A 24,619-nucleotide genomic window follows, 5' to 3' on the forward strand; every position below is an offset into this window, starting at 1 on the left:
CTCAGGGGCCGGTTTGCCGGCCCCTGAGTCTTTACGCCAGCGCCTGCGCCAGCAGGGTGATCGGATGCTCGCAGCGCTTGCTGGTGGACATTTCGATCTGCCACTTGCAGGTCTCGCAATCGGTCACCACCAGATCCACCCCGCTCTCTTCTATCTGCCGGAACAGCGGCGCGCCGATGCCTTGCGACGTGGCATAGTTCTCCGACTTGAACCCGTAGGTGCCGGCGATGCCGCAGCACTGCGAATCCAGCACCACCAGCTCCAGCCCAGGTATCTGGCGCAACAACTCCAGGGTGTAGGCGGTCCAGCCCATTTTCTCCATATGGCAAGGCGTGTGGTAAGCCACCCGCAGCGGCGTGTGCTGCAGCGGCAGGCTGCGCCCCTGATTGATCAGACGATAGAGATAGCGCGTCGCCAGCTCTACCCGATCGCGCACCGGGGTGGTGTCCACGTCCAGCAAATGGGGGTATTCGTCACGCAGGGTGAAGGTGCAGCTCGATGAGGTCGCCACCACCGGAATACCGCGCTCCAGCACCGTTTCCTGCAGCGATTCGGCGTTGACTCTGGCCTGCTTTTTCGCCTGCTCGATAAACCCGTTGGCGATCAGCGGCACGCCGCAGCATTTCTCGCGCTTCAGCAACTGTACGCCGATATCCAGCGCGTTGAACACTCGGATCAAATCCTTGCCCAGCTGCGGGTGGTTGTAGTTGACGAAGCAGCCGTGGAAGAACGCCACCTGCTCGGCGTAACGCTGCTGGGCCTGCGCCTGTTGCCGGTACCAGCGGCGGAAGGTGCCGAACGAATACTTCGGCAGTTCGCGACGATGATCGATCTTCAGCGCCTTGTCCAACAGCTTGCGCACCGGTTTCAGCCCGGTGGCGGCGTTGACGATCGGCGCAAACGGCGTCGACAGCGATCCCATGATGCCGGTATGGCTAAGGATGGCGTCGCGCAGCGTCGGTTTGCTCTGGGCGAAGTCGGCACGGGCGCGTTGAATGATGTCGCCGATTTTGACGTCCGATGGGCAGGCCACTTCGCAGCGCTTGCAGTTGGTGCAGTATTTCAGCGCTTCGTCATACAGCGCCGGGTCTTTCAGCCGCAGCCGTTCGCCGTCCGGCCCCGCCTGTTTCGGCCCCGGGTAGAGCGGGTTAACTTTGGCGACCGGGCAGTAGGTGGTGCAAACGGTGCATTTGATGCAGCTTTCAAAGCTGTGGTCCTGATGCAGGCTCATGCGTTCTCCTCCGCGGCGATCTGCTGCGCGACGTGCAGCGCCCCGATCAATGACACGCCGGCGCCGCAGCCCTGCTGCAGCGGATCGTAACCGCCGGCGACCGCGCCGATGGCATACAGATTGTCGAACGGCATCCCCTGTTTCATCGCCCGCAGCCTGCCGTCGGTGCGCACGCCGAACTGCAGATAAGGCTGCGGCGCGAACAGTTCGCGTTGGCTCCAGTCGGCGCGATCCGCGCGGCTGTGCACGTCCAGCCCGAAGATAGGCTCACGCACCCGGTCGAACTCCGCTACCAACCCGTTGCTGAAGAAGCTGCCACTGGCCAGCACCACCTGCTGCGCCCGCAGCGGAATATCGCCATGGTTGCGGGTGTACAGGCCGGTGACGCAGCCGGCTTCACACTCGGCGCGCACTACGCTGTCGCCCGGCATGAAAACGCCACCCAGCTGCTGGAAACGCCGCCGCAGCGCCTGATGCAAGCGCATGCCGGGCACCGAAGGTGGCAACGTCGGCAGCAGTCGGATCGGCTTGCCGACCGCATCCTGCAGCACCGCCAGCGACGCATCATCCTCCAGGCCCAGACAGGCCGGCAGGAAGAGCGCCTCGGCCTCACCCGCCAGCCGCCGCAGCTCTTCGGCCATCGGCGGCAGGCTTTCCATCAAATCCAGTACCCGGGCGATGTTCACCGCGCGGAACTCGCTGGGGTTATTGCGCAATCGGTCCAGCGCCGGCACGTGCAGATAGGCTACGTCCGTCTGCACGCCGAGCTCCCGGCTTAAGGAGTCGGCAGCCATCTGCGGCTGGAAGTCGAGGAACCCTTCGATGCCGATCACCGCGATGCGCCGCCAGGGCAACTGGCCGGTCAGCGGCAGCGTCGGGATCGCCTGCGGGCTGAGCCAGGTGGCGCGGCGCGTGCCGAGCGGCGTAATGCGCAGATGGTTTTTGGTCCCCTCACCCTGCAGGTTCAGCCCGCAGCGTTCCAGCAGCCGTTGCGCGGCGGCGGACAGCGCCGCCACCCGGCCGGGGCCAATCAGAGAATACGGATGCTGCGGCGCCTGCTGCGCCAGCTGCGGCAACGCCGCCAACGGCATCTCGACCGGCGTGCCGTCCGGCAATCTCGCCAACAGGTCGAGCGAACCGGAGGAGAAGTAGAGCGCGCTCTGGCCAGAACTGACCACCGCGCAGCGCTTGCCCTGCTCGGCCACGGCAATGGCGCAGCTCAGGCCCGCCAGGCCGCCGCCAATCACCACTACGTCAAATCGCATCATCCGCCTCCTGCCCCTTGTCGGCCTGGGCCTCAAGCCCGCATAACCCTTGATAAACCCAGCTGGTAAATTCGCTCTCGCGCAGCGCATCGCCCCAGGCGATCGGCCGAACACCTTTCCATCGTTCGTTGAGGAACTGCGACAGCTGCGCGATGGACTGCTGCGGCGTGCTGACGTTAAAGCGCGTCAACAGCCCGGCGGCGCGACAGGCGCAGAGTTCCCCCTGGCAGGTGCCCATGCCGACGCGGGTGCGGCGGCGCAGATCCACCAGGTTATTGACGGTCAGCGAATTGACCGCATAGCGCACCTCCCCGGCGGTCACCGCCTCGCATTCGCACACCAGGCTGGTGTCGAGCCGATCGGCCGCCGGCACCTGGCTGGCGCGATCGCCGTGCCGGTAAATCGCCGAACCGCGAATGCTGGCGGGCAGAGAAACTACGCGGCGCACCGTTTCCTCCGCCGACTGACGGGATCCCGGCAACGCGTCCTGCGCAGTGATGCACGGGCTGTTTACCCCGAGCTTTTCGCACACCTTGTCGGTGGCCCACTCCGCCATCAGGCGGTAGGTCATCAGCTTGCCGCCGGTGATGGTGATGAACCCTTCCAGCCCGTCGCGGGCGGCGTGATCGAGCAGCACGATGCCGCGGCTGACGTTGCGCCCGCTGGGATCGTCGTCGCTGGCCACCAGCGGCCGCACCCCGGCGTAGGCGCGCAAAATGCGGGTCTGCGCCAGAGTGGGCGCCAGCAGCGCCCCTTCGCGGATCAGAATGTCCACCTCCTGCGGGGTCACCAGCATGTTGTCAATTTGGTCGTAGTCGATATGGGTCGAGGTGGTGCCGATCAGCGAGATGGTGTCGCCCGGCACCAGGATGTCGGCGTCCGCCGGTTTGCGGCAGCGGTTGATCACCATGTTGTTGATGCGATGGCCGAGGATCAGCAGCGCCCCCTTGGCCGGGAACATGCGGATGCGCAAATCGGCGTATTCGGCGATCTGCTGGCCCCAGATGCCGGCGGCATTGACCACCACCGGCGCGTGCAGCTCATAGCGCCGCTGACTCTGATGGTCGTAAACGCGCACGCCCGTCACCCGATCGCCGCTGCGCAACAATCCCACCACCTGGTGGTAGGTCAGGATCTGCGCGCCGTGTTCGCGCGCGTCCAACATGTTGGCGGCGGTCAGCCGGAAGGGATCGACGGTGCCGTCCGGCACGCGCACCGCGCCGATCAGCGCGGGGTTAGCCGCCGGCTCCAGCCGCAGCGCCAGCTGCGGGTCGATCGCTTCGGCGTCGATGTCGGCCTGGCGACAGGCGGCGATAAACTGTTGCTGATACTCCAGCGAGTCCTGCGGCAGGGTGATGAACAGCCCATCGGTGCGCTCGATACAGTGATGCGCGATGCGTTTCAGGATGCGGTTCTCTTCGATGCACTCGCGCGCCGACTCGCCGTCGGTCACCGCATAGCGCGCGCCGCTGTGCAGCAAGCCGTGGTTGCGGCCGGTGGCGCCGGTGGCGATGTCATGACGCTCCAGCAAAATGCAACGCAAGCCGCGCCGCGCACAATCGCGGGCAATGCCTGCGCCGGTGGCGCCGCCGCCGATGATGATCACATCCGTTTCGCCGCCGTCAAAATAGCTGCTCATTTCGCTCCCTCAGGATCGGTAGTTATGAGCCTATTGAGCCACGGTTATTAGGGTCTTTGTTTGATAAGGAACAAGAACGAACATGAAACGAAATAAAAATGTCCACAAAAAACCATCAATGTGATCATAATCACGATTTTTGGACGTTTTTCTATTTCATAACGTTAACGAATCGCTCAAAATCCGCCGTGGTTTCATGAAAGTGTAACAATTGCGCCATTCGTCACAGCGACACCAGGCGTATTTGATGACAATGGCGCTCGTTATGGAACACAAAAACACCACATTCGATATCCGCTCAATCATCAAATGAACGTAAAAGGTCATATTGATGTGATAACAGATAAAGCCATCGGAGGCGCTCATGTTGAGTATTTTTAAGCCGGCCGCACACATCGCCCGTGTGCCGAGCGATAAGGTAGACCCGCTCTACCGTAAGCTGCGCTGGCAAATTTTCCTGGGGATCTTCTTCGGTTACGCCGCTTACTATCTGGTGCGTAAGAACTTCACCCTGGCCATGCCTTACCTGATCGAACAAGGCTTCAGCCGCGGTGACCTCGGCTTCGCGCTGTCGGGCATCTCCATCGCCTACGGCTTCTCCAAATTCATCATGGGCTCGGTCTCCGACCGATCCAACCCGCGGGTATTCTTGCCAGCCGGCCTGATCCTGGCGGCGGCGGTAATGCTGTTCATGGGCTTCGTGCCGTGGGCAACCTCCAGCATCGCCATCATGTTCGTCCTGCTGTTCCTGTGCGGCTGGTTCCAGGGCATGGGTTGGCCGCCGTGCGGCCGCACCATGGTGCACTGGTGGTCGCAGAAAGAACGCGGCGGCATCGTTTCCATCTGGAACTGCGCCCACAACGTAGGTGGCGGCCTGCCGCCGCTGCTGTTCCTGCTGGGTATGGCCTGGTTCAACGACTGGCACGCGGCGCTGTACATGCCGGCCTTCGGCGCCATCCTGGTAGCCCTGATCGCCTTCGCCCTGATGCGCGACACTCCGCAATCCTGCGGCCTGCCGCCGATTGAAGAGTACAAAAACGACTATCCGGACGACTACAGCGAAAAAGACGAAGAAGAGCTGACCGCCAAGCAGATCTTCATGCAGTACATCCTGCCGAACAAGCTGCTGTGGTACATCGCGGTCGCCAACGTGTTCGTCTACCTGCTGCGTTACGGCATTCTGGACTGGTCGCCGACCTACCTGAAAGAAGTGAAGCACTTCGCGCTGGACAAGTCTTCCTGGGCCTACTTCCTGTATGAGTACGCCGGTATTCCGGGCACTCTGCTGTGCGGCTGGATGTCGGACAAGGTGTTCAAAGGCAACCGCGGCGCCACCGGCGTGTTCTTCATGACGCTGGTGACCATCGCCACCGTGGTGTTCTGGATGAACCCGGCCGGCAACCCGACCGTGGACATGATCTGTATGCTGGTCATCGGCTTCCTGATCTACGGCCCGGTCATGCTGATCGGCCTGCATGCGCTGGAGCTGGCGCCGAAGAAAGCCGCCGGCACCGCCGCAGGCTTCACCGGCCTGTTCGGCTACCTGGGCGGCTCGGTTGCGGCCAGCGCCATCGTCGGTTACACCGTGGACTTCTTCGGTTGGGACGGCGGCTTTATGGTGATGATCGGCGGCGGCGTGCTGGCGGTTATCCTGCTGCTGCTGACCATGCTGAACGAGAAGAAACACCACGCGGAAATCGCTGCCGGCAAGCGCGGCTAACCGTCACACGACTTTTGCATGATTTAAAGGCCGCCCTGCGGCCTTTTTACTACCCTGCCCCCAACAACACGGAGAAAACGGAATGCGGACTCAAGTCAAAGCCCTGCTGACAGGGATCATTCTCGCCACCTCAATGGTCAGCGCCGCGCAGGCGGCGGACAAAGTGGTGATCGCCCACCGCGGCGCCAGCGGCTACCTGCCGGAACACACCCTGCCGGCGAAGGCGATGGCCTATGCGCAGGGCGCCGATTACCTCGAGCAAGACCTGGTGATGACCAAAGACAACGAGCTGGTGGTGCTGCACGACCACTACCTCGATCGCGTCACCGACGTCGCCGAACGCTTCCCGGATCGCGCGCGTAAAGACGGCCGCTACTACGCCATCGACTTTACGCTGGCGGAGATCAAATCGCTGAAGTTCACCGAAGGTTTTGAAATCGAAAACGGCAAGAAGGTGCAGGGCTACCCTGGCCGCTTCCCGATGGGCAAATCCGACTTCCGCGTACACACCTTCCAGGAAGAGATCGAGTTCGTGCAGGGTCTGAACCACTCGACCGGCAAAAACATCGGCATCTACCCTGAAATCAAGGCACCGTGGTTCCATAAGCAGGAAGGCAAAGACATCTCCAGCAAAGTACTGGCGGTGCTCAAGCAGTACGGCTACACCGGCAAGAACGACAACGTCTACCTGCAGTGCTTCGACGCCAACGAGCTCAAGCGCATCAAGAACGAGCTGGAGCCGAAGCTGGGCATGGATCTGAAGCTGGTGCAGCTGATCGCCTATAACGACTGGCAGGAAACCTACGAGCAGAAAGCCGACGGCAAGTGGGTGGAATACGACTACGACTGGATGTTCAAGCCGGGCGCGATGAAGAAAATCGCGCAGTATGCCGACGGCATCGGGCCGGACTACCATATGCTGGTGGTAGCGGATAAATCCAAGCCGGGCCACATCGTGCTGACCGACATGGTGAAAGAAGCGCACGCCAGCAAGCTGGCGGTGCATCCGTTCACCATTCGCGCCGATGCGCTGCCGAAGTACGTGACCGACGTGAATCAGCTGTATGACGTGATTTACAACCAGGCCGGCGTTGACGGCGTGTTCACCGACTTCCCGGACAAGGGCGTGCAGTTCCTGCAGAAGCAGGGCCAGCACAAATAATGCCAAGGGCGCCGCAAGGCGCCCTTGTTATTTCAGAGGAACATTTTGCGCAGGTAGTGCGGCACCGCGTTGTCGACGTTGGAGCCGATCACCTCCAGCTCCGGCAGCATATCCTTCAGGCGCTGATGCGCGTCGCGCATGATGCAGCCCTTGCCGGCCATCGACAGCATCTCCAGATCGTTCATGCCGTCGCCGAAGGCGATGCACTCTTGCAGCGTATAGCCGATGATCTTGGCCACTTCTTCCAGCGCATGCCCTTTCGACACGCCGCCCGCCATCACTTCCAGGCAGGTCGGGAACGAGAAGCTGACGTTGACCCGATCGCCCCAGCGCGCGTTGATGGCGTCTTCCACCTGCAGCAACCGCTCATGGTCTTCACAGGTGAAGTAAACCTTGCAGACGCCGTCGGTTTCCAGCAGGCCCGGCTCGAACAGTTGATATTTGAACACAGATTCCTGGAAGAACTCTTCCTGCTCCGGGCTCTCGCGGTTGATGAACCAGTCATCGTTACGGTAGACGTTGGTGGTGATCTCCGGATCGTCGTGCAGCATGCCGTACAGATCGCGGGCGATATCCCCGTCCAGATTATGGCTGAAGATCAGCTCGCCGGCGGTATTGTGCACCCGCGCGCCGTTGGAGGTGATCATAAAGGCGCTGATCTCCAGGCTGTCGCGGATCTGCGCCACGTCGATATGGTGGCGGCCGGTGGCGAACACGAAATGCACGCCGCGCTGGGTCAGCAACTTCAGCGTTTCTTTGGCGTACGGCGACAGGGTATGGTCGGGAGACAGCAGCGTGCCATCTAAATCGGAAGCGACGACGTGATACATAGCGTTATGTTCTAACCTCTGATGGAGTTGTCGGCGGCAGCGCACCGCCTAAGTGTTGAGCAAAGAAGCGCAGAATTGCGTTCAGTGCTTCGGCGCGCATCGCGTCCCGCTCGAACAGGATCTCATGGCGTGCGCCGTTGATAACCAACGGGAGCTCCCCTTCGCAAGGGCGCCCCGCGTCTGACAGAGCCTGACAAAAAGCCTGGTGCGAACGGTTGTCGACCACTCGTTCCTCACCGGCTTGCAAAAGCAACAACGGCGTTGTTATCTCCCCGGCCTGCGCGATAATCTGCCGGCCGGCACGAATGCTCTCCCGCACCCAATGGTAGGTCGGCCCGCCCACCTGCAGCTCGGGATAATCGGCGTAATAGCGCAGGCTGCGCCGGTAGCGCTCGCGGCTGTGGGTCAACACGTTGACCACATAGGGCAGCGGACGCCACTGGCCGGTGCCCACCGCGTAATAGTCGCGGATCGCCGGGCGCGCCTCCGCCCAGTCGAGAATGCGATCGGCGAGCCAGCCCGGCATCGGCAACTGAATGCCGAACATCGGCGCGCAAAACGCCGCCGCGTCGAACGCCTGCGGCCGACGCTGCAGGAACCGCGCCAGGATCGCGCCGCCCATCGAATGCGCCAGCGCGAAGCGCTGCCGGTAACCGCGCGATTCGACCTCGCGCAGCCAAAGCTGCTCGAAATCGTCCACGTAGTCGTCGAAGTTTACCACATGACCGCGGTGCGTATCCGCCAGTAAACGCCCGGAGCGCCCCTGCCCGCGATGATCGACGATCACTACGTCGTAACCGCAGTGGAACAGGTCGTAGGCCACCTCAGGGTATTTCACGTAGCTTTCGATGCGGCCGGGGCTGACCACCACCACCCGCTGATGCCGCGCGGAGCTGAAGCGCACAAAGCGGATCGGCACGCCGTCCACGCCGCTGAACTCGCCTTCTTCGCGCTGCCGCCAGAAGTCCAGCAGCGGCCCGGTGGCGAAGGCGGCGAACTGCGTTTCACGCGTTAACCAGTCATCGGAGCTGAGAGTGAACGAGGTCATCGAGAGCGTTTTCCCTGTGGGGCCGGCGGAAAATGTGACCGCTGGCACAAGAAATCATACTAGCGTATTGTGATTCAATTCTTACAAAAAACGGCGCCGCCTCGGCGCATTGTGGCACAAAACGACACTTTCAGGGAGCCGAGAACCATGACCTTGGACTGGTGGTTAACCTACCTGCTGACCACGCTTATCCTCAGCCTGTCCCCCGGCTCAGGCGCCATCAACACCATGAGCACCGGCATCAGCCACGGCTATCGCGGCGCCGCCGCGTCGATCGCCGGGCTGCAGGTCGGGCTGAGCGCGCACATCGTGCTGGTTGGCATCGGCCTCGGCGCGCTGATTTCTCAATCGCTGCTGGCGTTCGAGCTGCTGAAATGGCTGGGTGCCGCCTACCTGGTGTGGCTCGGCATCCAGCAGTGGCGCGCCGCCGGCGCGCTGGATCTGCATGCGCTGGCGGGCAGCATGCCGCGCCGCCGTCTGTTCCGCCGCGCGGTGCTGGTCAACCTGACCAACCCGAAAAGCATCGTGTTTCTCGCCGCGCTGTTCCCGCAGTTCATTCTGCCCAATCAACCGCAGGCCGAGCAGTATCTGGTGCTCGGCGTCACTACCGTGATAGTGGATATTCTGGTGATGATCGGTTACGCCACCCTGGCGACGCGCATCGCCGGCTGGCTGAAGACTCCGCGCCAGATGCAGCTGCTCAACCGGCTGTTCGGTTCGCTGTTCATTCTGGTGGCCGGCCTGCTGGCGACCGCACGCAAAGCCTGACAAAAAAGGCCGGGCATCGCTGCTCGGCCTTCGACGTTTCACTGCCGGTTAACGGGTAAAGATCAGGTGTAACCCGAAGCCGGTGAACAGCACGCCCGCCACCCCGTCGATCCACTTGGCCAACCGCTGATAACCGCGGCGCATCGCCGGCAGCGCGAACACCACCGCCACCAGGCTGAACCAGACGAAGGTCTCGGCGACGATCAGCAGGAACAGCCCCCAGCGCGCCCCGGCACCGACGCTGTCGCCGACGAACAGCGAGAACACGCTGCCGAAATAGATCACCGCTTTCGGGTTGGACAGATTGGTCAGGAAGCCGCGAATAAAGCTGCGTCCGGCCTTCGGCAACGCCACCTGGGCCTCCGCTGCCGGCTGCGCTTGCTGCGCCCGCGCGGAACGCAGCAGTTGCCACCCCATCCAGCACAGGTACATCCCGCCGCCGACCATGATGATCTGATGCAGCCAGGCCATTTTCTGCAGGATCAGGTGCAGCCCCATCAAGGCCACGCCGGCCCACACCACGATGCCGAGCGAAATGCCGACCACGCCCATCATCGCCTCACGGCGCGAACGGCTGGCGGCGGTTTGCGACACGAAAAAGAAGTCCGGCCCCGGGCTCATCAGCGCAATCAGATGTACCAGCGCCACGGTGAGAAACAGCATCAGCATGATTTATCGCCCTCAGTCTTCGTCATTGTCGAGATGGTCGCGGATCATCGCCATAAAGGGCGCGCCGAAACGCTCCAGTTTGCGCTGGCCGACGCCGTTGACGCTCAGCAGATCGCCGGCCTTGATCGGCATCTGTTCGGCCATTTCCAGCAGCGTGGCGTCGTTGAACACCACGTAAGGCGGAATGTTTTCTTCGTCGGCGATCGATTTGCGCAGTTTGCGCAACTTGGCGAACAGCTTGCGATCGTAATTGCCGCCGTAGGATTTCTGGTTGGCGCTGCTGCGCGACTTCAGGCTCTGAATGCGCGGCACCGCCAGCTGCAGCGCCACCTCGCCACGCAATACCGGGCGCGCCGCCTCGGTCAATTGCAGCGCCGAGTGCATGGCGATGTTCTGGGTGATAAAGCCCAGGTGGATCAGCTGACGCAGCACGCTGGTCCAGTGTTCGGTGGTCTGATCGCGGCCGATGCCGTACACCGGCAGCTTGTCGTGACCGTATTCGCGAATGCGTTGGTTGTTGGAGCCGCGCAGCACTTCCACGATGTACCCCAGGCCGAAGCGCTGGCCGACGCGATACACGCAGGACAGCGCCTTACGCGCGTCCTCCAGCCCGTCGTAGCGCTTGGGCGGATCGAGGCAGATATCGCAGTTGCCGCAGTTCTCGTGTTTGCCTTCGCCGAAGTAGTTGAGCAGCACCAGACGACGACAGGTTTGCGCCTCGGCGAACGCGCCCATGGCGTTCAGCTTGTGGCGTTCGATGTCCAATTGCTGCCCGGCGGGTTTCTCCTCCAGACAGCGGCGCAGCCAGGCCATGTCGGCCGGATCGTACAGCAGGATGGCTTCGGCCGGCAGGCCGTCGCGCCCGGCGCGGCCGGTCTCCTGATAATAGGATTCGATATTGCGCGGGATGTCGAAGTGCACCACGAAGCGCACGTTGGGTTTGTTGATGCCCATGCCGAAGGCGACGGTGGCCACCACCACCTGCAGATCGTCACGCTGGAACGCCTCTTGCACCTGCGCGCGGCGATCGTTGTCCAGCCCGGCGTGATAGGCGCCGACGCTCAACCCGCGGCTTTGCAGACGCGCGGCGGTGTCTTCCACCTTGGCGCGGCTGTTGCAATAGATAATGCCGCTCTTGCCGCGCTGATCCTGCACGAAGCGCCACAACTGATCGAGCGGTTTGAATTTTTCCACCAGCGTGTAGCGGATGTTCGGCCGGTCGAAGCTACTGACCTGCACCAACGGATCCTGCAGCGACAGCAGGCGCACGATGTCGCCGCGCGTGGCCTCGTCAGCGGTGGCGGTCAACGCGATCACCGGCATCGACGGGAAGCGTTGTTTCAGCTGACCCAGCGCACGGTATTCCGGCCGGAAGTCATGGCCCCACTGCGAAATGCAGTGCGCCTCATCCACCGCCAGCATCGCCGGCGGGCAGTGATCGAGCAGATTGAGGAAGCTTTCCATCATCAGCCGTTCCGGCGCGATGTACAGCATCTTGATGGTGCCGTTGCGGCAACCGGCCATGACCTCCAGCTGCTCTTCGCGGGTTTGCGTCGAGTTGTAGCAGGCGGCGGAGACGCCGTAGGCCAACAGCTGATCGACCTGGTCTTTCATCAGCGAAATCAGCGGAGAAACGACCAGCGTCAGGCCGTCCATCACCAGCGCCGGGATTTGGTAACACAACGACTTGCCGCCGCCGGTCGGCATCACCACCAGGCAATCCTGCCCGCCGATCGCGGCATTGATAATCGTTTGCTGCCCCGGACGGAATTGCTGGTAACCGAAGGTATCGCGCAATACCTGCTCGGCCAGCAACTCTCTGTTAATCACTGCTGCGGTTGACACACACTTCCCCATTTTTTCATCGGTACACACCCACCGGGTATGATTACATAATATCGTTCAGCATGACACCGACGCGCGTGCGACTCTTTTGCCGAAACCGGCTGGAAAGCAACAAAGGTTAAGCATAAAATCAACATGACATTAACCTGGACTGACCAGTTACCTCCCTTAAAACGCAAAAGAAAAACGGAAACATGCTATGTCGACCACACCTCTCACCCTGGAAACCGCCCGCCAGAAGATCGGCGAAATCTTTGTTTATCACATGCCGTTCAACCGCGAGCTCGGCCTGGAACTGCGCCGTTTCGACGATGACTACGTCGAACTGAGCTTTACCAACCAACGCAAGCTGGTAGGCAACGCCGCGCAGGAGATTCTGCACGGCGGCGTGATCGCCGCGGTGCTTGACGTCGCCGCCGGGATGGCCTGCGCCGGCGGTGTGCTGACGCGCCTGGAGCCGCTGATCGAAGAAGAGATCGCTGCCAAGCTGTCGCGCATGGGCACCATCGATCTGCGCGTCGATTACCTGCGCCCCGGCCGCGGCGAGCACTTCGTCGCCACTGCGCACGTGCTGCGCAGCGGCAATAAGGTCGCCGTCGCGCGCGTAGAACTTCATAACCACGACGGCCTGCATATCGCCACCGCTACCGCCACCTATCTGGTCGGCTGATGATTGTGCGCGGTGAGCGTCTTCAGTACACTCACCGCATCTTAAGTTCCCACCCAGAGTGACGTCATGGACGCAAAGCAAACGCGTCAGGGCATTTTCTTCGCCCTGGCCGCCTATTTTATGTGGGGCATCGCCCCGGCCTATTTCAAACTGATTCAGCAAGTGCCCGCCGATGAGATCCTCACTCACCGGATCATCTGGTCGTTTTTCTTCATGCTGGCGCTGATCACGCTGGGCCGCAACTGGCCGAAAGTGCGCGCCGCCTGCCAAAACCGCAAACGGCTGCTGCTGCTGGCGCTCACCGCGCTGCTGATCGGCGGCAACTGGCTGCTGTTTATCTGGGCGGTGAACAACCACCATATGCTGGAAGCCAGCCTGGGCTACTTCATCAACCCGCTGGTTAACGTGCTGTTGGGGATGCTGTTTCTCGGCGAGCGTTTCCGCCGCATGCAGTGGGTGGCGGTGGCGCTGGCGTTCACCGGAGTGCTGGTGCAACTCTGGCAGTTCGGCTCGTTGCCGATCATCGGCCTGGGGCTGGCGTTCAGCTTCGCCTTCTACGGCCTGCTGCGCAAGAAAATCGCCATCGACGCCCAGACCGGCATGCTGATCGAAACGCTGTGGCTGTTGCCGGTGGCGGCGGCCTACCTGTTCCTGTTCGCCGACAGCCCTACCAGCCATCTGAGCGCCAACCCGTGGTCGCTGAACCTGCTGCTGGTCGCCGCCGGCATCGTCACCACCGTGCCGCTGCTGTGCTTCACCGCGGCGGCCACCCGGCTGCGTCTGTCGACGCTCGGCTTCTTCCAGTACCTCGGCCCGACCTTGATGTTCCTGCTGGCGGTCACGTTCTACGGTGAAACCGTCGGCCAGGACAAACTGGTGACCTTCGGCTTTATCTGGGCGGCGCTGATCCTGTTCACCCTCGACGCACTCTACACCCAGCGCAAGCTGCGCTGAGCCCGGCGCCGCCGGGTTACAGCCAGTTCTTGCGCTTGAAGTACAGGTAAGGGGCCAGGCCGGCCAGGATCATCAGCGTGATGGCCCCCGGGTAGCCGAACGACCATTTCAGCTCCGGCATGAATTCGAAGTTCATGCCGTAGCTGGAGGCCACCAGCGTAGGTGGCAGGAACACCACCGACACCACCGAGAAGATCTTGATGATGCGGTTCTGTTCGATATTGATGAAGCCCATCGCCGCCTGCATCAGGAAGTTCACCTTCTGGAACAGCGATTCGTTATGCGGCAGCAGGGATTCGATGTCGCGCAGCACTTCACGCGCCTGCTCCAACTGGCCGGTCGGCAGACGCGCCTTGCGCACCAGGAAGTTGAGCGCGCGCTGGGTATCCATCAGACACAAACGCACCTTCCAGCCGATATCCTCCAGTTCCGCCAGCGTCGACAACGCGGCGTCGTATTCATCGCCCTGATGCCCTTCCATGATCACCCGGCTGAGCTGTTCCAGGTCGCTGTAGATGTTCTCAATCTCGTCCGCCAGCTGTTCAATCTTGGTTTCGAACAGATCCAGCAGCAGTTCGTAGGCGTTGCCTTCGAGCATGGTCTGATTGCGGGCGCGCATGCGGTACAAGCGAAACGCAGGCAGTTCGCGCTCGCGCAGGGTATACAGGCGGCCGTCGCGGATAGTGAACGCCACCGTGGAGTTGCCGGCGTGGTCTTCCGCATCTTCAAAGTAGAAGAAGGAGTGGATATGCAGACCGTCTTCGTCTTCGAAGAAACGGGCGGAGGCTTCGATGTCGTCCAGCTCGGGACGCGTCGCCAGGCTTTGTCCCAGCTCATTCTGCACGCGCTCGCGCTCGCCCTCTTCCGGCTCGACCAGATCAACCCACAGCGATGAAGTGAGATCATCTGAGTCGTCCAGTTCCAGGCGGGACAAGCGGCGGTTATCTAATTTAAAAGCGCTCAGCATGTGCCAAAACTCCGTGAAGGTAACGGGTGCGAACAACGCGTTGAAGCACAGAAACAGAGGGGATACGTATCACCGATTTGTTTCAGACCATGAAGAGATCTGACTCATAGCGACACTTTGCGGGGTCGCCGACAACCACGAAGGCTATCAGCAAAAACGGAGAGCCTTAGAAGTTATACCTGCGGCGCAGGTCAGTGAGCCAGTATCTACTGGGTGTGTCCAAGGCGTCTGTCCTCAATGATAATAGTGCGCGCATGTTACGCCGAGAGGAAAAAGCCTGTCAACACGTTAGGAGGGATAATTGCGCAACAAATCATCACGATGATCAATAGCAAAAATCGCGCTTAACCTGGGGTAAACCGTGCTGAAAAAGTCGCGGCGATCGCTTACCGCCACCGAGAATGTTGCTAAGATGACATCACCCTAATGGTACGACAAGCATGCGGATTTAAATGATGAAACAGATTACCGCCCATGAACTGACCGCGATGAGCGAACAGGCCGCCAGCGTGGCCCGCCTGCGCGCGCACCGCACCTTACACGAAGAGCTGAGCGACCCGGTGCAACGCCTGGCAATCGCCATGGAACCCGGCACCTATATCCGCCCGCACCGCCACCCGCAAACCTGGGAACTGCTGACGCCGCTGCGCGGCCGTTTTGTCGTGTTGCAGTTCAACGATGACGGCGTCGTGACGCAGCGCACCCTGCTCGGCGAAGAGACCAAAGTGCTGGAGATGCCGGCATTTACCTGGCATGCAGTGCTGTCGGTCGATGCCGGCGGCGTGGTGTTCGAAGTGAAGCAGGGCCCTTATCAGGCGCTGACGGAAGAGGACTGCATGCAATGGGCGCCGCAGGAAGGCGGCGAAGGCACCGAAGCGGTGATGCGCTGGTATGCCACCGCGCAGGTCGGCGATCGCTACCCTCACTGATCATGAACGATTGCAGGGGCCTGCCCCTGCAACTTCCCTCTCTCTTTATACCGTTTCCAGGCGAGCGTAGGCCGCCACCAGCCACTTGATGCCCTCGCCCGGGAAAGCAATCTGCAGCCGGCTGTGCTCGCCGCTGCCCTCCAGATTGACGATGGTGCCTTCGCCAAACTTGGGATGGCGCACGCGCTGGCCCAGCTTGTAGCCGGTGTCGTTCTCGCTGATCGGCGTGCCCATGCGGCGGTGATTGACCGGGCGGGATACGCTGGCGCGCAGGCGCACTTCTTCCACGCACTCTTCCGGCAGCTCGCCGATAAAGCGCGACGGCCGGTGATACACCTCTTTGCCGTACAGACGGCGCGTTTCGGCATAGGTCAGCGTCAGCTTCTGCATGGCGCGCGTTACGCCCACATAGGCCAGGCGGCGCTCCTCTTCCAACCGGCCGCCTTCATCCAGCGACATCTGGCTCGGGAACATGCCTTCTTCCATGCCGACGATAAACACCAGCGGGAACTCGAGGCCCTTGGCGGAGTGCAGGGTCATCAGCTGCACCGCGTCCTGATAGGCGTCGGCCTGGCCTTCGCCCGCCTCCAGCGCCGCATGCGATAGGAACGCCTGCAGCGGCATCAGATCCTGATCTTCTTCCTGATAGCTGAACTGGCGCGTCGCCGTCACCAGTTCCTCAAGGTTTTCGATGCGCGCCTGCCCCTTTTCACCCTTTTCCTGCTCATACATGATGAACAGCCCGGAATCGCGGATCACCCGGTCGGTCTGCACATGCAGCGGCATGTCGGCGGTTTCATGCGCCAGCGACTCCACCAGTTCGATAAAACGCTGCAGCGCGGACGCGGCGCGGCCGGCCAACACCTTGTCCTGCATCAGCTCGCGTGTCGCCTGCCACAGCGTCAGCTGGCGATCGCGCGCCGCCTGGCGCACCACGTCGAGAGTGCGATCGCCGATGCCCCGCGTCGGGGTGTTGACCACGCGCTCAAAGGCCGCATCATCGTTGCGGTTGGAGATAAGACGCAGGTAAGCCAGCGCGTCCTTGATTTCCTGGCGTTCGAAGAAACGCTGGCCGCCGTAGATGCGGTACGGCATCGCCGTCTGCAGCAGCGCCTCTTCCAGCACGCGCGACTGGGCGTTGCTGCGGTACAAGATGGCGCAGTCGTTCAACGCGCCGCCGTTGTCTTGCCAGGTCTTGATGCGATTGACCACAAAGCGCGCTTCGTCGAGCTCGTTGAAGGCGCAGTAGATGGAGATCGGTTCGCCTTCGCCGCCTTCGGTCCACAGGTTTTTACCCATGCGCCCGTCGTTGTTGGCGATCAGGGTATTGGCCGCTTTCAGAATGTTGCTGGTAGAACGGTAGTTCTGCTCCAGGCGGATGGTTTCCGCGCCGGGGAAATCCTTCAGGAAGCGCTGGATGTTTTCCACCTGCGCGCCGCGCCAGCCGTAGATTGACTGGTCGTCGTCGCCGACGATCATCACGTTGCTGTTGCCGCCCGCCAGCAGGCGGATCCAGGCGTACTGGATGCTGTTGGTATCCTGGAATTCGTCCACCAGTATGTTGGTGAAACGTTCGCGGTAATGATTGAGGATATGCGGCTTATTCAGCCACAGTTCATGCGCGCGCAGCAGCAGCTCGGCGAAATCCACCAGCCCGGCGCGATCGCAGGCTTCCTGATAGGCCTGGTAGATGCGCAGCCAAGTGGCCTCCACCGGGTTGTTGTAGGTCTCGACGTGCTGCGGCCGCAGGCCTTCGTCTTTCTTGCCGTTGATGTACCACATCGCCTGACGCGGCGGCCACTGCTTTTCGTCGACGTTCAGCGCCTTGATGATGCGCTTGAGCAGCCGCAGCTGGTCATCGCTGTCAAGGATCTGGAAATCCTGCGGCAGGTTGGCCTCCAGATGGTGGGCGCGCAGCAGGCGATGCGCCAGGCCGTGGAAGGTGCCGATCCACATGCCGCCCTGGCTGGTGCCGATCAGATGTTCGATACGATGGCGCATTTCCGCCGCCGCCTTGTTGGTGAAGGTCACCGCCATGATCGAATACGGCGAGCAGTTCTCCACCGACAGCAGCCAGGCGATGCGATGCACCAGCACCCGCGTCTTGCCGCTGCCCGCCCCGGCCAGAACCAACAGGTTGCTGCGCGGCGCCGCCACGGCTTCACGTTGTTTTTCATTCAGGCTATCGAGCAGATCGGAGACGTCCATAGGCACCACTAATGGTTAAGGGAAAACCCGCCGGCGACGGGTTTTTCACTGGAAATTTATACAGAGTTCTGGCAGGGATTATAACAATGCTGTCAGCGATGCCAACTGTGAAATCTCAATATGCGGCAACAGGCGACTGTCGGCGACCTGCATCAGATCCCGTTGGCGATCGTTGATCCAACAGGCCTGCAGCCCCGCACGCAGCGCGCCGGCAACATCGGTGGTCAGATCGTCGCCCACGTGCAGGATCTGTTCGGGCGCCACGCCCAACCGTTCGACGGCCAGGTGATACATGTCCTGATACGGCTTGGCGCGCCCGTCCGGACCGGAGCGCAACACGAACTGGAAGTAACCGTCCAGGCCGCACTGCGCCGGATCGGCGTTGCCGTTGGTGATCGCCACCAGCGGATAGCGCGCGGCCAGCGCCTTCAGCGTGGCGTGGGTCGCTTCCGGCACCTCGATGCGGCTTCGCCATAGCGCGAAGTTCTGCATCGCCGCATCGGCTCCGATCGCGGCCTCGGCGTCGCGCAGCCCCTGCCGGCTCAGCGCCAGATGAATGGCGCGCCAGCGCCACTCGGTGACGTCATGATAGATCTCCGGATCCTGCTCGCGCAGCTCCTGGCGCAGGCGGTGAAAATCCGCCGACTGGAAACTGCTCAGGCCGGGGTGATAATTCTGCAGGAAGGCCACCGACTGTTGTTCGGTCTGCCTAATCACCGGACGATTGTCATACAGCGTGTCGTCCAGATCGAAAGTCAGCGCCGCCAGCGGGCGCAGCGGGCGATAAAAATGCATCAGGATTTCCCCCGTTTGGCGCGCGGATGTGCGGCATCGTACACGTTCGCCAGATGTTGAAAGTCGAGGTGGGTATAAATCTGCGTGGTGGTCAGGTTGGCGTGGCCGAGCAGCTCTTGCACCGCGCGCAGATCGCCGCTGGACTCCAGCATGTGGGTGGCGAACGAGTGGCGCAGCTTGTGCGGATGAATATGACTGTTGACGCCCTGCTTCACGCCCCATTCGGCGAAGCGTTTTTGCACGTTGCGCGTCGAGATGCGTCGCCCCTGGTTGGACAGGAACATGGCGTCGTCCTGCGGCCCGAACAGATCGCGCATCGCCAGCCAGTGTTCCAGCCAGGTGACGGCGGTGCGTCCGATCGGCAATTTGCGCTCTTTGCTGCCTTTCCCCATCACCCACACCTCGCCGGCGGCCATATCGACATGGCGGCAGTCCAGCCCCACCAGCTCGGAGAGGCGCAGGCCGGCGCCGTACATCACCTCCAGCATGGCGCGATCGCGCACCGCCAGCGGATCGTTGAGATCGATCTCCAGCAGCTGGTTCATTTCATCGACGTCGATGTTTTTCGGCAGATGGCGGCCGCTGCGCGGCGTGCGGATGCCTTTGGCGGGGTTGGCGTGCAACACGCCCTGGCTGACCAGCCAGTCGAGAAAACTGCGCAACGAAGAGAGCCGCAGCGCCAGGCTGGCTGACTGCAGGCCGGCGCGTTTGCTGCGCGCCGCCAACATGCGCACCCGGGCGGCGTCCAGCGCCGTCCAGTCGGTGACGCCGATCTCCTGCGCCAGGCGCATCAACGCCGCCAGCTGGCGCGAATAGCTGAGCTGCGTCAGCGGGCTGAGTTGCCGTTCTACCTTGAGATAACGCAGAAAAGCGTCCACCGGCTGCTGCAGGCTGGGCGCAATCGGCGTCATGCGCGTTCGACCCAGCGTTCCAGCAGTTCCGGCAGCATGCGCGCCAGTTGATTGAGCATCACCGTGCCCATGCCCTGCTGATAGTGTTGCGTATCGCGACTGCTGAAGATCACCATGCCCAATTCGCCGTCGTCGCCCAGCATTGACAGCGCCACCGAGCCAATCTGGCCGATCTGTTTGGCCTGCGGCAACAGCAGCAGCAGTTCGGGGCCGTTCAGACCGCCGAGGTAGTGTTGTTCACTGCCCAGGCGCTGGATGCGGAACGGCTCAAACGCCGAGCGCGTCAGCGCCAGATGGGTAAAGTCGGAAGGCGCGCCGATATTCCAGCGATCGGCAAACAGACGCACCGTAGCGCCGGCCAAACCGAAGCCGCGCGCCCAGCGCTGCAGCCGGTTCAGCATATCCTGCAGGCTGTCGGCGGTGGCCAGATCGGCCTGCAGGTGCAGCAACCTGGCGAACAGCCCTTCATTGGCGCTGGCCTGCTCCATCAACAGCGTGATCTCTTCTTCCAGCCGTTCGATGTGATTGCGTTGACGGGCCAGATGCCATTCCACCAGCGAAACGGTGCCGCGTACCGGGTGAGGCACGCGCATCTGCTCAACCTGGCGCGCGTTGCGAATAAAGAAATCCGGGTTCTGCAGCAGATACTGCATCACGGTGTCGTCATCCAGCGCCAGGCCGGCGACGCTCTGTTCTTCTACGCTTTTCATAGATGAATAAATCCGTCATAGACATGGGTTGCCGGACCGGTCATAAACAGCGGGTTGCCCGGCCCTTTCCAGCGAATATGCAGGCTGCCGCCCGGCAGTTCTACATGCACCTCTTCTGACAGCAATTCCTGTTGGATCCCCACCGCCACCGCCGCGCAGGCGCCGCTGCCGCAGGCCTGGGTTTCGCCGGCGCCGCGCTCATAAACCCGCAGCTTGATGTGATCGCGGCTGACCACCTGCATAAAGCCGATGTTGGCCCGTTCCGGGAAGCGCTCATGCCCTTCCAGCACCGGTCCGAGCAGCTCCACCTTGGCGGTTTTTACATCATCCACCTGCAAAACACAATGCGGGTTGCCCATCGACACCACGCCGCACAGCACGGTATGTTCCGCCGCGCGCATGATGTAAGTCTTTTCCGCTTTGGCGGCGCGGAACGGCACCGCCTGCGGATCGAAATTCGGCTCGCCCATATTGACGCACACCAGATCGTCGTCGGTGACGCTGAGCACCATACGCCCGGTTTGGGTGCTGACGCGGATATCGCGCTTGTTGGTCAGCCCTTTCAGCCGTACAAAGCGCGCGAAGCAGCGCGCGCCGTTGCCGCACTGGGCCACTTCGCTGCCGTCGGCGTTGAAAATCCGGTAGTGAAAATCCAGCTCGGGATCGTAAGGCGGTTCTACCACCAGCATCTGGTCAAAGCCGACGCCCAGGTGCCGATCGGCCAGCCGGCGGATCAGCTCAGGTGAAAAATAGACATTCTGTGTAACGGCATCGACCACCATAAAGTCGTTGCCCAGACCGTGCATTTTGGAGAACTGCATATCATACTCCGCTATCTGGACGCGCTATCCGTCTTGATTTTGCGGCGGCGCTCGCCACCGCAAACCGGGTGTTACTGATCGACCATCGACGGTTTTTGCTGAGAGCCAGACTGCTCCTGCTGGTTCTTTTGCACCTGATCGCCCGTTTGCACCGGCGGCTTGGCCGATTTTTGGCCAGTGGAGTCGGCAGGTGGGAAGTAAAGCGGGCCTTTCAGACCACAGCCGGCGAGGCCGGTAAGCAGAACTGCCATCAGCGCATAGCGTAGTTGTTTTTTCATTTGCATTAATGCCTGTAATTCATGCGTCCAAGGTCTCTATAATCGCAGGTGGATCATGAAAAGCAATAGGAATTGAATATGAACGACAGCGAGTTTCACCAGTTGGCCGACCAGCTGATGCTGAATATTGAAGAGACACTGGACGATTTTGACGGCGATGCGGACATCGATTACGAAACCAATGGCGGCGTGATGACGCTGAGCTTCGAAAACGGCACCAAGATCGTCATCAACCGCCAGGAGCCGCTGCACCAGGTGTGGCTTGCCACCAAGGCCGGTGGCTATCACTTCAACTACCGCGACGGCGTCTGGCTATGCGATCGCAGCGGGCAGCCGTTTTATCAGCTGCTCAGCGAAGCAGCCAGCACGCAGGCCGGCGAAGCACTGCGTTTTTCCTGAAGCAATGCAGGGCTCGGCCACCGAGCCCTCGCGGCGTCAATGCAGTTGGAACTGCTGTTTGAGCGGCTGAGCGGCGCCGTCGGCCACCGTCACGCACAGGCTGGACAGCACGTTGCTGCGGAACGGGATCACCTGCGTGCGCCCGTCGAGCTGCACGATCTGATAGAACTGCGGCAGGTTGAAGTTGATGAAGCTGGAACCGTAGGTGAAGCGATCGTGCGACGAGGAGTAGAAGCGGCTGACGTCGCGCACCAGCTCCTCTTTACTGCCCTCGCAGTGGTGATACACCTCCACCCGATTAGACTCATCCAGAATATAGATGTTGAAGCCCTTGTCGTCTGAGGTGTCTTCGAAGAAGAACTGAATGATCCCCTCACTGGCGAAACCGTCCACCACCGGCGGCAGATGCACCTGATCGGTTTCCACCTTGATAGACAGGCCGTGCAGCTTGTTGTTGGAGATGGCGCCGTAAAACTCCACCGCGTTCTCCAGCTTTTGCACCGATACGCTCAGACGTTCGAAGAACAGCCCCCAGGTCTGCCCGGCGACGCGCACCGCCTTGAAGCGGCCGGGTTCCAGCCGGGTGCTGGACAGGCGCAGCTCGATGCACTCCGACACCAACTGCTGGATGCGAGTGCGGATCAGGCCGCGCAGGTGCTGACTGTAGCAGAACACTTCCACCGACTCCGGCGGCGCGGCATCCTGGTGCATCTTGCCGAGAATGGTCTTCAACGCTTCCAGCACCGACTGCTCGCCGCTGAAATGCAGGGTACGCACTTCGTTCCAGGAGTTGCGATACAGCAGATCGATGCTGCCCACCAAACACTGTTGCTGCTGGCCGAAGCTGAACACGTCCAGCTTGCGGAAATCGAAGTGCACCACCTGATTGCGGAACGCGGCGGTCGGATCGTTTTCCAGATTGACGATGATCGCCAGATGGCGAATTTCGCACGGGCTGTACAGCGCTTTCGGCGTCGGCGCCGGCAGGCGCAGCGGGAAGTGATGAGAAACGTCGGCCACCAGCTCCTGCAGCTTGGCGGTGTCGCACAGGTTGCCGCTCTTGATGTGCAGGCGGGTCTGCGGCGTCAGCAGGCCGTTGAAATAGGCCCAGGCCACCAGCTTGTTCAGGTAGCGGTTATATTCCAGCGGCTGATGGCTGACGATCGAATCCATGGCCGGCGCCTGATTATACAGGTACCAGCCGGTGCGGTTGGCTCGGCCAACCGGCACGTGAATAAAGGTTAAATCGTTTTCCGACAGATCCGGCGAGATCTGCGGGTTCACCAGCGTCACCTTGCCGGGCAACGCTTCAAACGCCGCGTACAGTTTGCGGGTCAGCACGCCGATATCCTGCGGGCTGGCGCTGACGCTGAGATTGTTGCGGCGGGCGAAACGGATCAGGTTGCGGTAGCTCTGCATCATCGCGTCGAGCAATTCGTTATGCGCTTCGCGCACCCGTTCGATTTTCCAGTTGGCGCGGTTGTCCAGCATCGCCAGACGCTCTTCGCTCCAGCCCCACTCGCTGACCAACTGGCTGAGGATCTCGCGCCGCCAGCCGACGCAGGCCTTGGCCAGCGACAGCTTTTCACACACTTTCAGGTAGAAACAGCGGCGGACCAGATCGAGGCGGGTAGTGTCATTGATGTCGGTCAGATAGCGGGTGACGCGTTCGAGCATCATGCAGTAGGCGTCGAGCCCGAAGCTGACGATCTCGCCCTGGTGCAGACGATGTTTGATGTCCGTCGCCAGCAGTTGGGTATTGGGGTATTCCCAGGAATAGGCTTCCAGCAGCAGGGTCTTCAGCACCGCCTTGTAAGGCGAATCGATGCTCTTGTACAGCTGCCACAGGCTGGCGCCGAAGTACTCTTCCGCCGACAGCGAGCTCAAGCCGCCGAGATCCAGCCACTCGTTGGGCGTCAGCGCGCCCTGCGCGTACAGCGACAGCACGTATTCATCGTAGTGCGCTTCTTCTTCGCTCGGCACCATGTTCCACAGGATGCGTTTGCCGGCCAGGCGCACGGCGGTGCGGTAGAATTCGTCGAGCAACAGAATATGCTGCGTCGAGCCGCAGTCTTCGCCGCCCAGGCTGCCGCTTTCATTGTGGCGGAAACGATTTTCGTCGATCAGGAAGAAGCTGACTTCCACCCCCATCGAGGCGGCCCACTTCTCAAGCAGGCTGCATTTTTGCTGCAGGCGGGTGCGTTCTTCGTTGTCCAGCCAGGACTGGTGGCAGACCCAGATGTCGAGATCCGAGCTGCAGCTTTGGCCGATAGACGAGGTGCTGCCCATCGAGTAGACGCCAGTGATCGGCAGCTCGCCGCTGGCCGGCTTATCAAACGGGCTGCCCCATTTGTCTTCTAAATCGTTCAGGTAATCTTGTTGAGTTTCATCAGGCGTGTAGAGGCAAATGCCGTGGGGAACGTTACCGTTCAGGTAACCCGGCATCAGCGGGTGGTGGTGGTGCAGTAAGGTGGGCAGCAGACTGTATACCCGTTGAAACGCGGGCTTCATAGCCGCCAGGGCGCGATCGACGCGTAGCTGATTGATCGCATCCAGTCTCTGCTTCAATGTCTCGATGTAGAGGTACAAGACGTCTCGCCTGATTATCCCGGTGTTTAGAAAAAAACCCGTATTCCATAAGCGCCGTTAGTGTAAGAAGAATATTTGGCGACTTATTGCTGGAAACGTGATCAATTTAACACCTTGCTGATTGACCGTAAAGGAGGTAACGCTTCACAATTATTGTAGCGCTTCCCTAAACGATTTACCCGCAGTGTTAACTGCCCCAAAGCACATCACA

The 24,619-nt window shown here is 61.3% G+C and carries 22 protein-coding genes; 7 read left to right on the plus strand and 15 right to left on the minus strand.

Annotation, left to right across the window (positions count from 1 at the left end):
- Positions 1 to 31: 31 nt before the first annotated feature.
- From glpC to glpA, 3 genes are read right to left on the minus strand one after another with little or no spacing between them, the layout of a single operon-like run.
- Positions 32 to 1,231, minus strand: coding sequence for an anaerobic glycerol-3-phosphate dehydrogenase subunit GlpC (glpC, locus tag GKN89_RS16205; protein ID WP_154747361.1), 1,200 nt, complete (start codon positions 1,229 to 1,231; stop codon positions 32 to 34).
- Positions 1,228 to 2,496 carry a glycerol-3-phosphate dehydrogenase subunit GlpB gene (gene glpB / locus GKN89_RS16210; protein WP_154747362.1) on the minus strand — a complete coding sequence of 423 codons (1,269 nt, stop codon included), beginning with the start codon at positions 2,494 to 2,496 and terminating at the stop codon, positions 1,228 to 1,230. The genes glpC and glpB overlap by 4 nt, the downstream gene beginning before the upstream one ends.
- Positions 2,486 to 4,135: an anaerobic glycerol-3-phosphate dehydrogenase subunit A gene (glpA, locus tag GKN89_RS16215; RefSeq protein ID WP_154747363.1), complete on the minus strand. Its 1,650-nt coding sequence runs from the start codon at positions 4,133 to 4,135 to the stop codon at positions 2,486 to 2,488. Before glpA ends, glpB begins: the two co-directional genes overlap by 11 nt.
- Before the next feature lie 364 nt (positions 4,136 to 4,499).
- On the opposite strand from glpA, the gene glpT reads away from it, so the two are divergent.
- Together glpT and glpQ are read left to right on the plus strand one after the other, a co-directional pair.
- The gene (gene glpT, locus GKN89_RS16220; protein ID WP_004934295.1) at positions 4,500 to 5,855 is read left to right on the plus strand and encodes a glycerol-3-phosphate transporter; all 1,356 of its coding nucleotides are present in this window, start codon (positions 4,500 to 4,502) and stop codon (positions 5,853 to 5,855) included.
- Positions 5,856 to 5,937: 82 nt separating this feature from the next.
- Positions 5,938 to 7,017: a glycerophosphodiester phosphodiesterase gene (gene glpQ / locus GKN89_RS16225; RefSeq protein WP_019452531.1), complete on the plus strand. Its 1,080-nt coding sequence runs from the start codon at positions 5,938 to 5,940 to the stop codon at positions 7,015 to 7,017.
- A 32-nt stretch (positions 7,018 to 7,049) separates the two neighbouring features.
- Here the strand turns inward: glpQ and yigL are convergent, their stop codons facing one another.
- The gene (gene yigL, locus GKN89_RS16230; protein WP_019452532.1) at positions 7,050 to 7,847 is read right to left on the minus strand and encodes a sugar/pyridoxal phosphate phosphatase YigL; all 798 of its coding nucleotides are present in this window, start codon (positions 7,845 to 7,847) and stop codon (positions 7,050 to 7,052) included.
- Positions 7,848 to 7,851: 4 nt separating this feature from the next.
- Positions 7,852 to 8,895 carry a lysophospholipase L2 gene (gene pldB, locus GKN89_RS16235; RefSeq protein ID WP_019452533.1) on the minus strand — a complete coding sequence of 348 codons (1,044 nt, stop codon included), beginning with the start codon at positions 8,893 to 8,895 and terminating at the stop codon, positions 7,852 to 7,854.
- A gap of 147 nt (positions 8,896 to 9,042) precedes the next feature.
- Here pldB and rhtB point away from each other — a divergent pair, with 147 nt between their 5' ends.
- On the plus strand, positions 9,043 to 9,663 hold the full coding sequence (rhtB, locus tag GKN89_RS16240; RefSeq protein ID WP_019452534.1) for a homoserine/homoserine lactone efflux protein: 621 nt from the start codon (positions 9,043 to 9,045) through the stop codon (positions 9,661 to 9,663).
- A 48-nt stretch (positions 9,664 to 9,711) separates the two neighbouring features.
- On the opposite strand, the gene rhtC is transcribed toward rhtB, so the two are convergent.
- Both rhtC and recQ read right to left on the minus strand, forming a co-directional pair.
- Positions 9,712 to 10,332 carry a threonine export protein RhtC gene (gene rhtC, locus GKN89_RS16245; protein ID WP_004934276.1) on the minus strand — a complete coding sequence of 207 codons (621 nt, stop codon included), beginning with the start codon at positions 10,330 to 10,332 and terminating at the stop codon, positions 9,712 to 9,714.
- A 12-nt stretch (positions 10,333 to 10,344) separates the two neighbouring features.
- Positions 10,345 to 12,177 carry an ATP-dependent DNA helicase RecQ gene (gene recQ / locus GKN89_RS16250; RefSeq protein WP_025160391.1) on the minus strand — a complete coding sequence of 611 codons (1,833 nt, stop codon included), beginning with the start codon at positions 12,175 to 12,177 and terminating at the stop codon, positions 10,345 to 10,347.
- Between the two features lie 199 nt (positions 12,178 to 12,376).
- Here recQ and GKN89_RS16255 point away from each other — a divergent pair, with 199 nt between their 5' ends.
- Together GKN89_RS16255 and rarD are read left to right on the plus strand one after the other, a co-directional pair.
- Positions 12,377 to 12,847 carry a thioesterase family protein gene (locus GKN89_RS16255; RefSeq protein WP_019452536.1) on the plus strand — a complete coding sequence of 157 codons (471 nt, stop codon included), beginning with the start codon at positions 12,377 to 12,379 and terminating at the stop codon, positions 12,845 to 12,847.
- Between the two features lie 66 nt (positions 12,848 to 12,913).
- Positions 12,914 to 13,801, plus strand: coding sequence for an EamA family transporter RarD (gene rarD, locus GKN89_RS16260; RefSeq protein ID WP_019452537.1), 888 nt, complete (start codon positions 12,914 to 12,916; stop codon positions 13,799 to 13,801).
- 16 nt (positions 13,802 to 13,817) lie between these two features.
- On the opposite strand, the gene corA is transcribed toward rarD, so the two are convergent.
- Positions 13,818 to 14,768 carry a magnesium/cobalt transporter CorA gene (corA, locus tag GKN89_RS16265; RefSeq protein WP_004934262.1) on the minus strand — a complete coding sequence of 317 codons (951 nt, stop codon included), beginning with the start codon at positions 14,766 to 14,768 and terminating at the stop codon, positions 13,818 to 13,820.
- 455 nt (positions 14,769 to 15,223) lie between these two features.
- On the opposite strand from corA, the gene GKN89_RS16270 reads away from it, so the two are divergent.
- Positions 15,224 to 15,697: a WbuC family cupin fold metalloprotein gene (locus GKN89_RS16270; protein ID WP_025160392.1), complete on the plus strand. Its 474-nt coding sequence runs from the start codon at positions 15,224 to 15,226 to the stop codon at positions 15,695 to 15,697.
- Between the two features lie 45 nt (positions 15,698 to 15,742).
- On the opposite strand, the gene uvrD is transcribed toward GKN89_RS16270, so the two are convergent.
- From uvrD to GKN89_RS16300, 6 genes are all read right to left on the minus strand, one after another.
- Positions 15,743 to 17,905 (minus strand): DNA helicase II, encoded by a 2,163-nt coding sequence (gene uvrD, locus GKN89_RS16275; RefSeq protein WP_019452539.1) that lies wholly within the window; start codon positions 17,903 to 17,905, stop codon positions 15,743 to 15,745.
- Positions 17,906 to 17,983: 78 nt separating this feature from the next.
- A complete protein-coding gene (yigB, locus tag GKN89_RS16280; RefSeq protein WP_154747365.1) occupies positions 17,984 to 18,700 on the minus strand; it encodes a 5-amino-6-(5-phospho-D-ribitylamino)uracil phosphatase YigB in 717 nt (238 codons plus the stop codon).
- Entirely contained in the window at positions 18,700 to 19,611 is a 912-nt protein-coding gene (gene xerC / locus GKN89_RS16285) for a tyrosine recombinase XerC (RefSeq protein WP_019452541.1), read from the minus strand. The genes yigB and xerC overlap by 1 nt, the downstream gene beginning before the upstream one ends.
- Complete coding sequence (locus GKN89_RS16290; RefSeq protein WP_019452542.1) at positions 19,608 to 20,321, minus strand: DUF484 domain-containing protein; 714 nt, start codon at positions 20,319 to 20,321, stop codon at positions 19,608 to 19,610. Before GKN89_RS16290 ends, xerC begins: the two co-directional genes overlap by 4 nt.
- Complete coding sequence (gene dapF, locus GKN89_RS16295; protein WP_004934244.1) at positions 20,318 to 21,142, minus strand: diaminopimelate epimerase; 825 nt, start codon at positions 21,140 to 21,142, stop codon at positions 20,318 to 20,320. The genes GKN89_RS16290 and dapF overlap by 4 nt, the downstream gene beginning before the upstream one ends.
- 71 nt (positions 21,143 to 21,213) lie before the next feature.
- A complete protein-coding gene (locus tag GKN89_RS16300; RefSeq protein ID WP_019452544.1) occupies positions 21,214 to 21,420 on the minus strand; it encodes a lipoprotein in 207 nt (68 codons plus the stop codon).
- Positions 21,421 to 21,498: 78 nt separating this feature from the next.
- On the opposite strand from GKN89_RS16300, the gene cyaY reads away from it, so the two are divergent.
- Positions 21,499 to 21,819: an iron donor protein CyaY gene (gene cyaY, locus GKN89_RS16305; protein ID WP_019452545.1), complete on the plus strand. Its 321-nt coding sequence runs from the start codon at positions 21,499 to 21,501 to the stop codon at positions 21,817 to 21,819.
- A gap of 36 nt (positions 21,820 to 21,855) precedes the next feature.
- On the opposite strand, the gene GKN89_RS16310 is transcribed toward cyaY, so the two are convergent.
- Positions 21,856 to 24,408, minus strand: a complete 2,553-nt coding sequence (locus tag GKN89_RS16310; RefSeq protein WP_154747366.1) for a class I adenylate cyclase — start codon at positions 24,406 to 24,408, stop codon at positions 21,856 to 21,858.
- Between the last annotated feature and the right edge of the window lie 211 nt (positions 24,409 to 24,619).

Source organism: Serratia sp. YC16 (assembly GCF_009707615.1).
GTDB lineage: Bacteria > Pseudomonadota > Gammaproteobacteria > Enterobacterales > Enterobacteriaceae > Serratia > Serratia surfactantfaciens.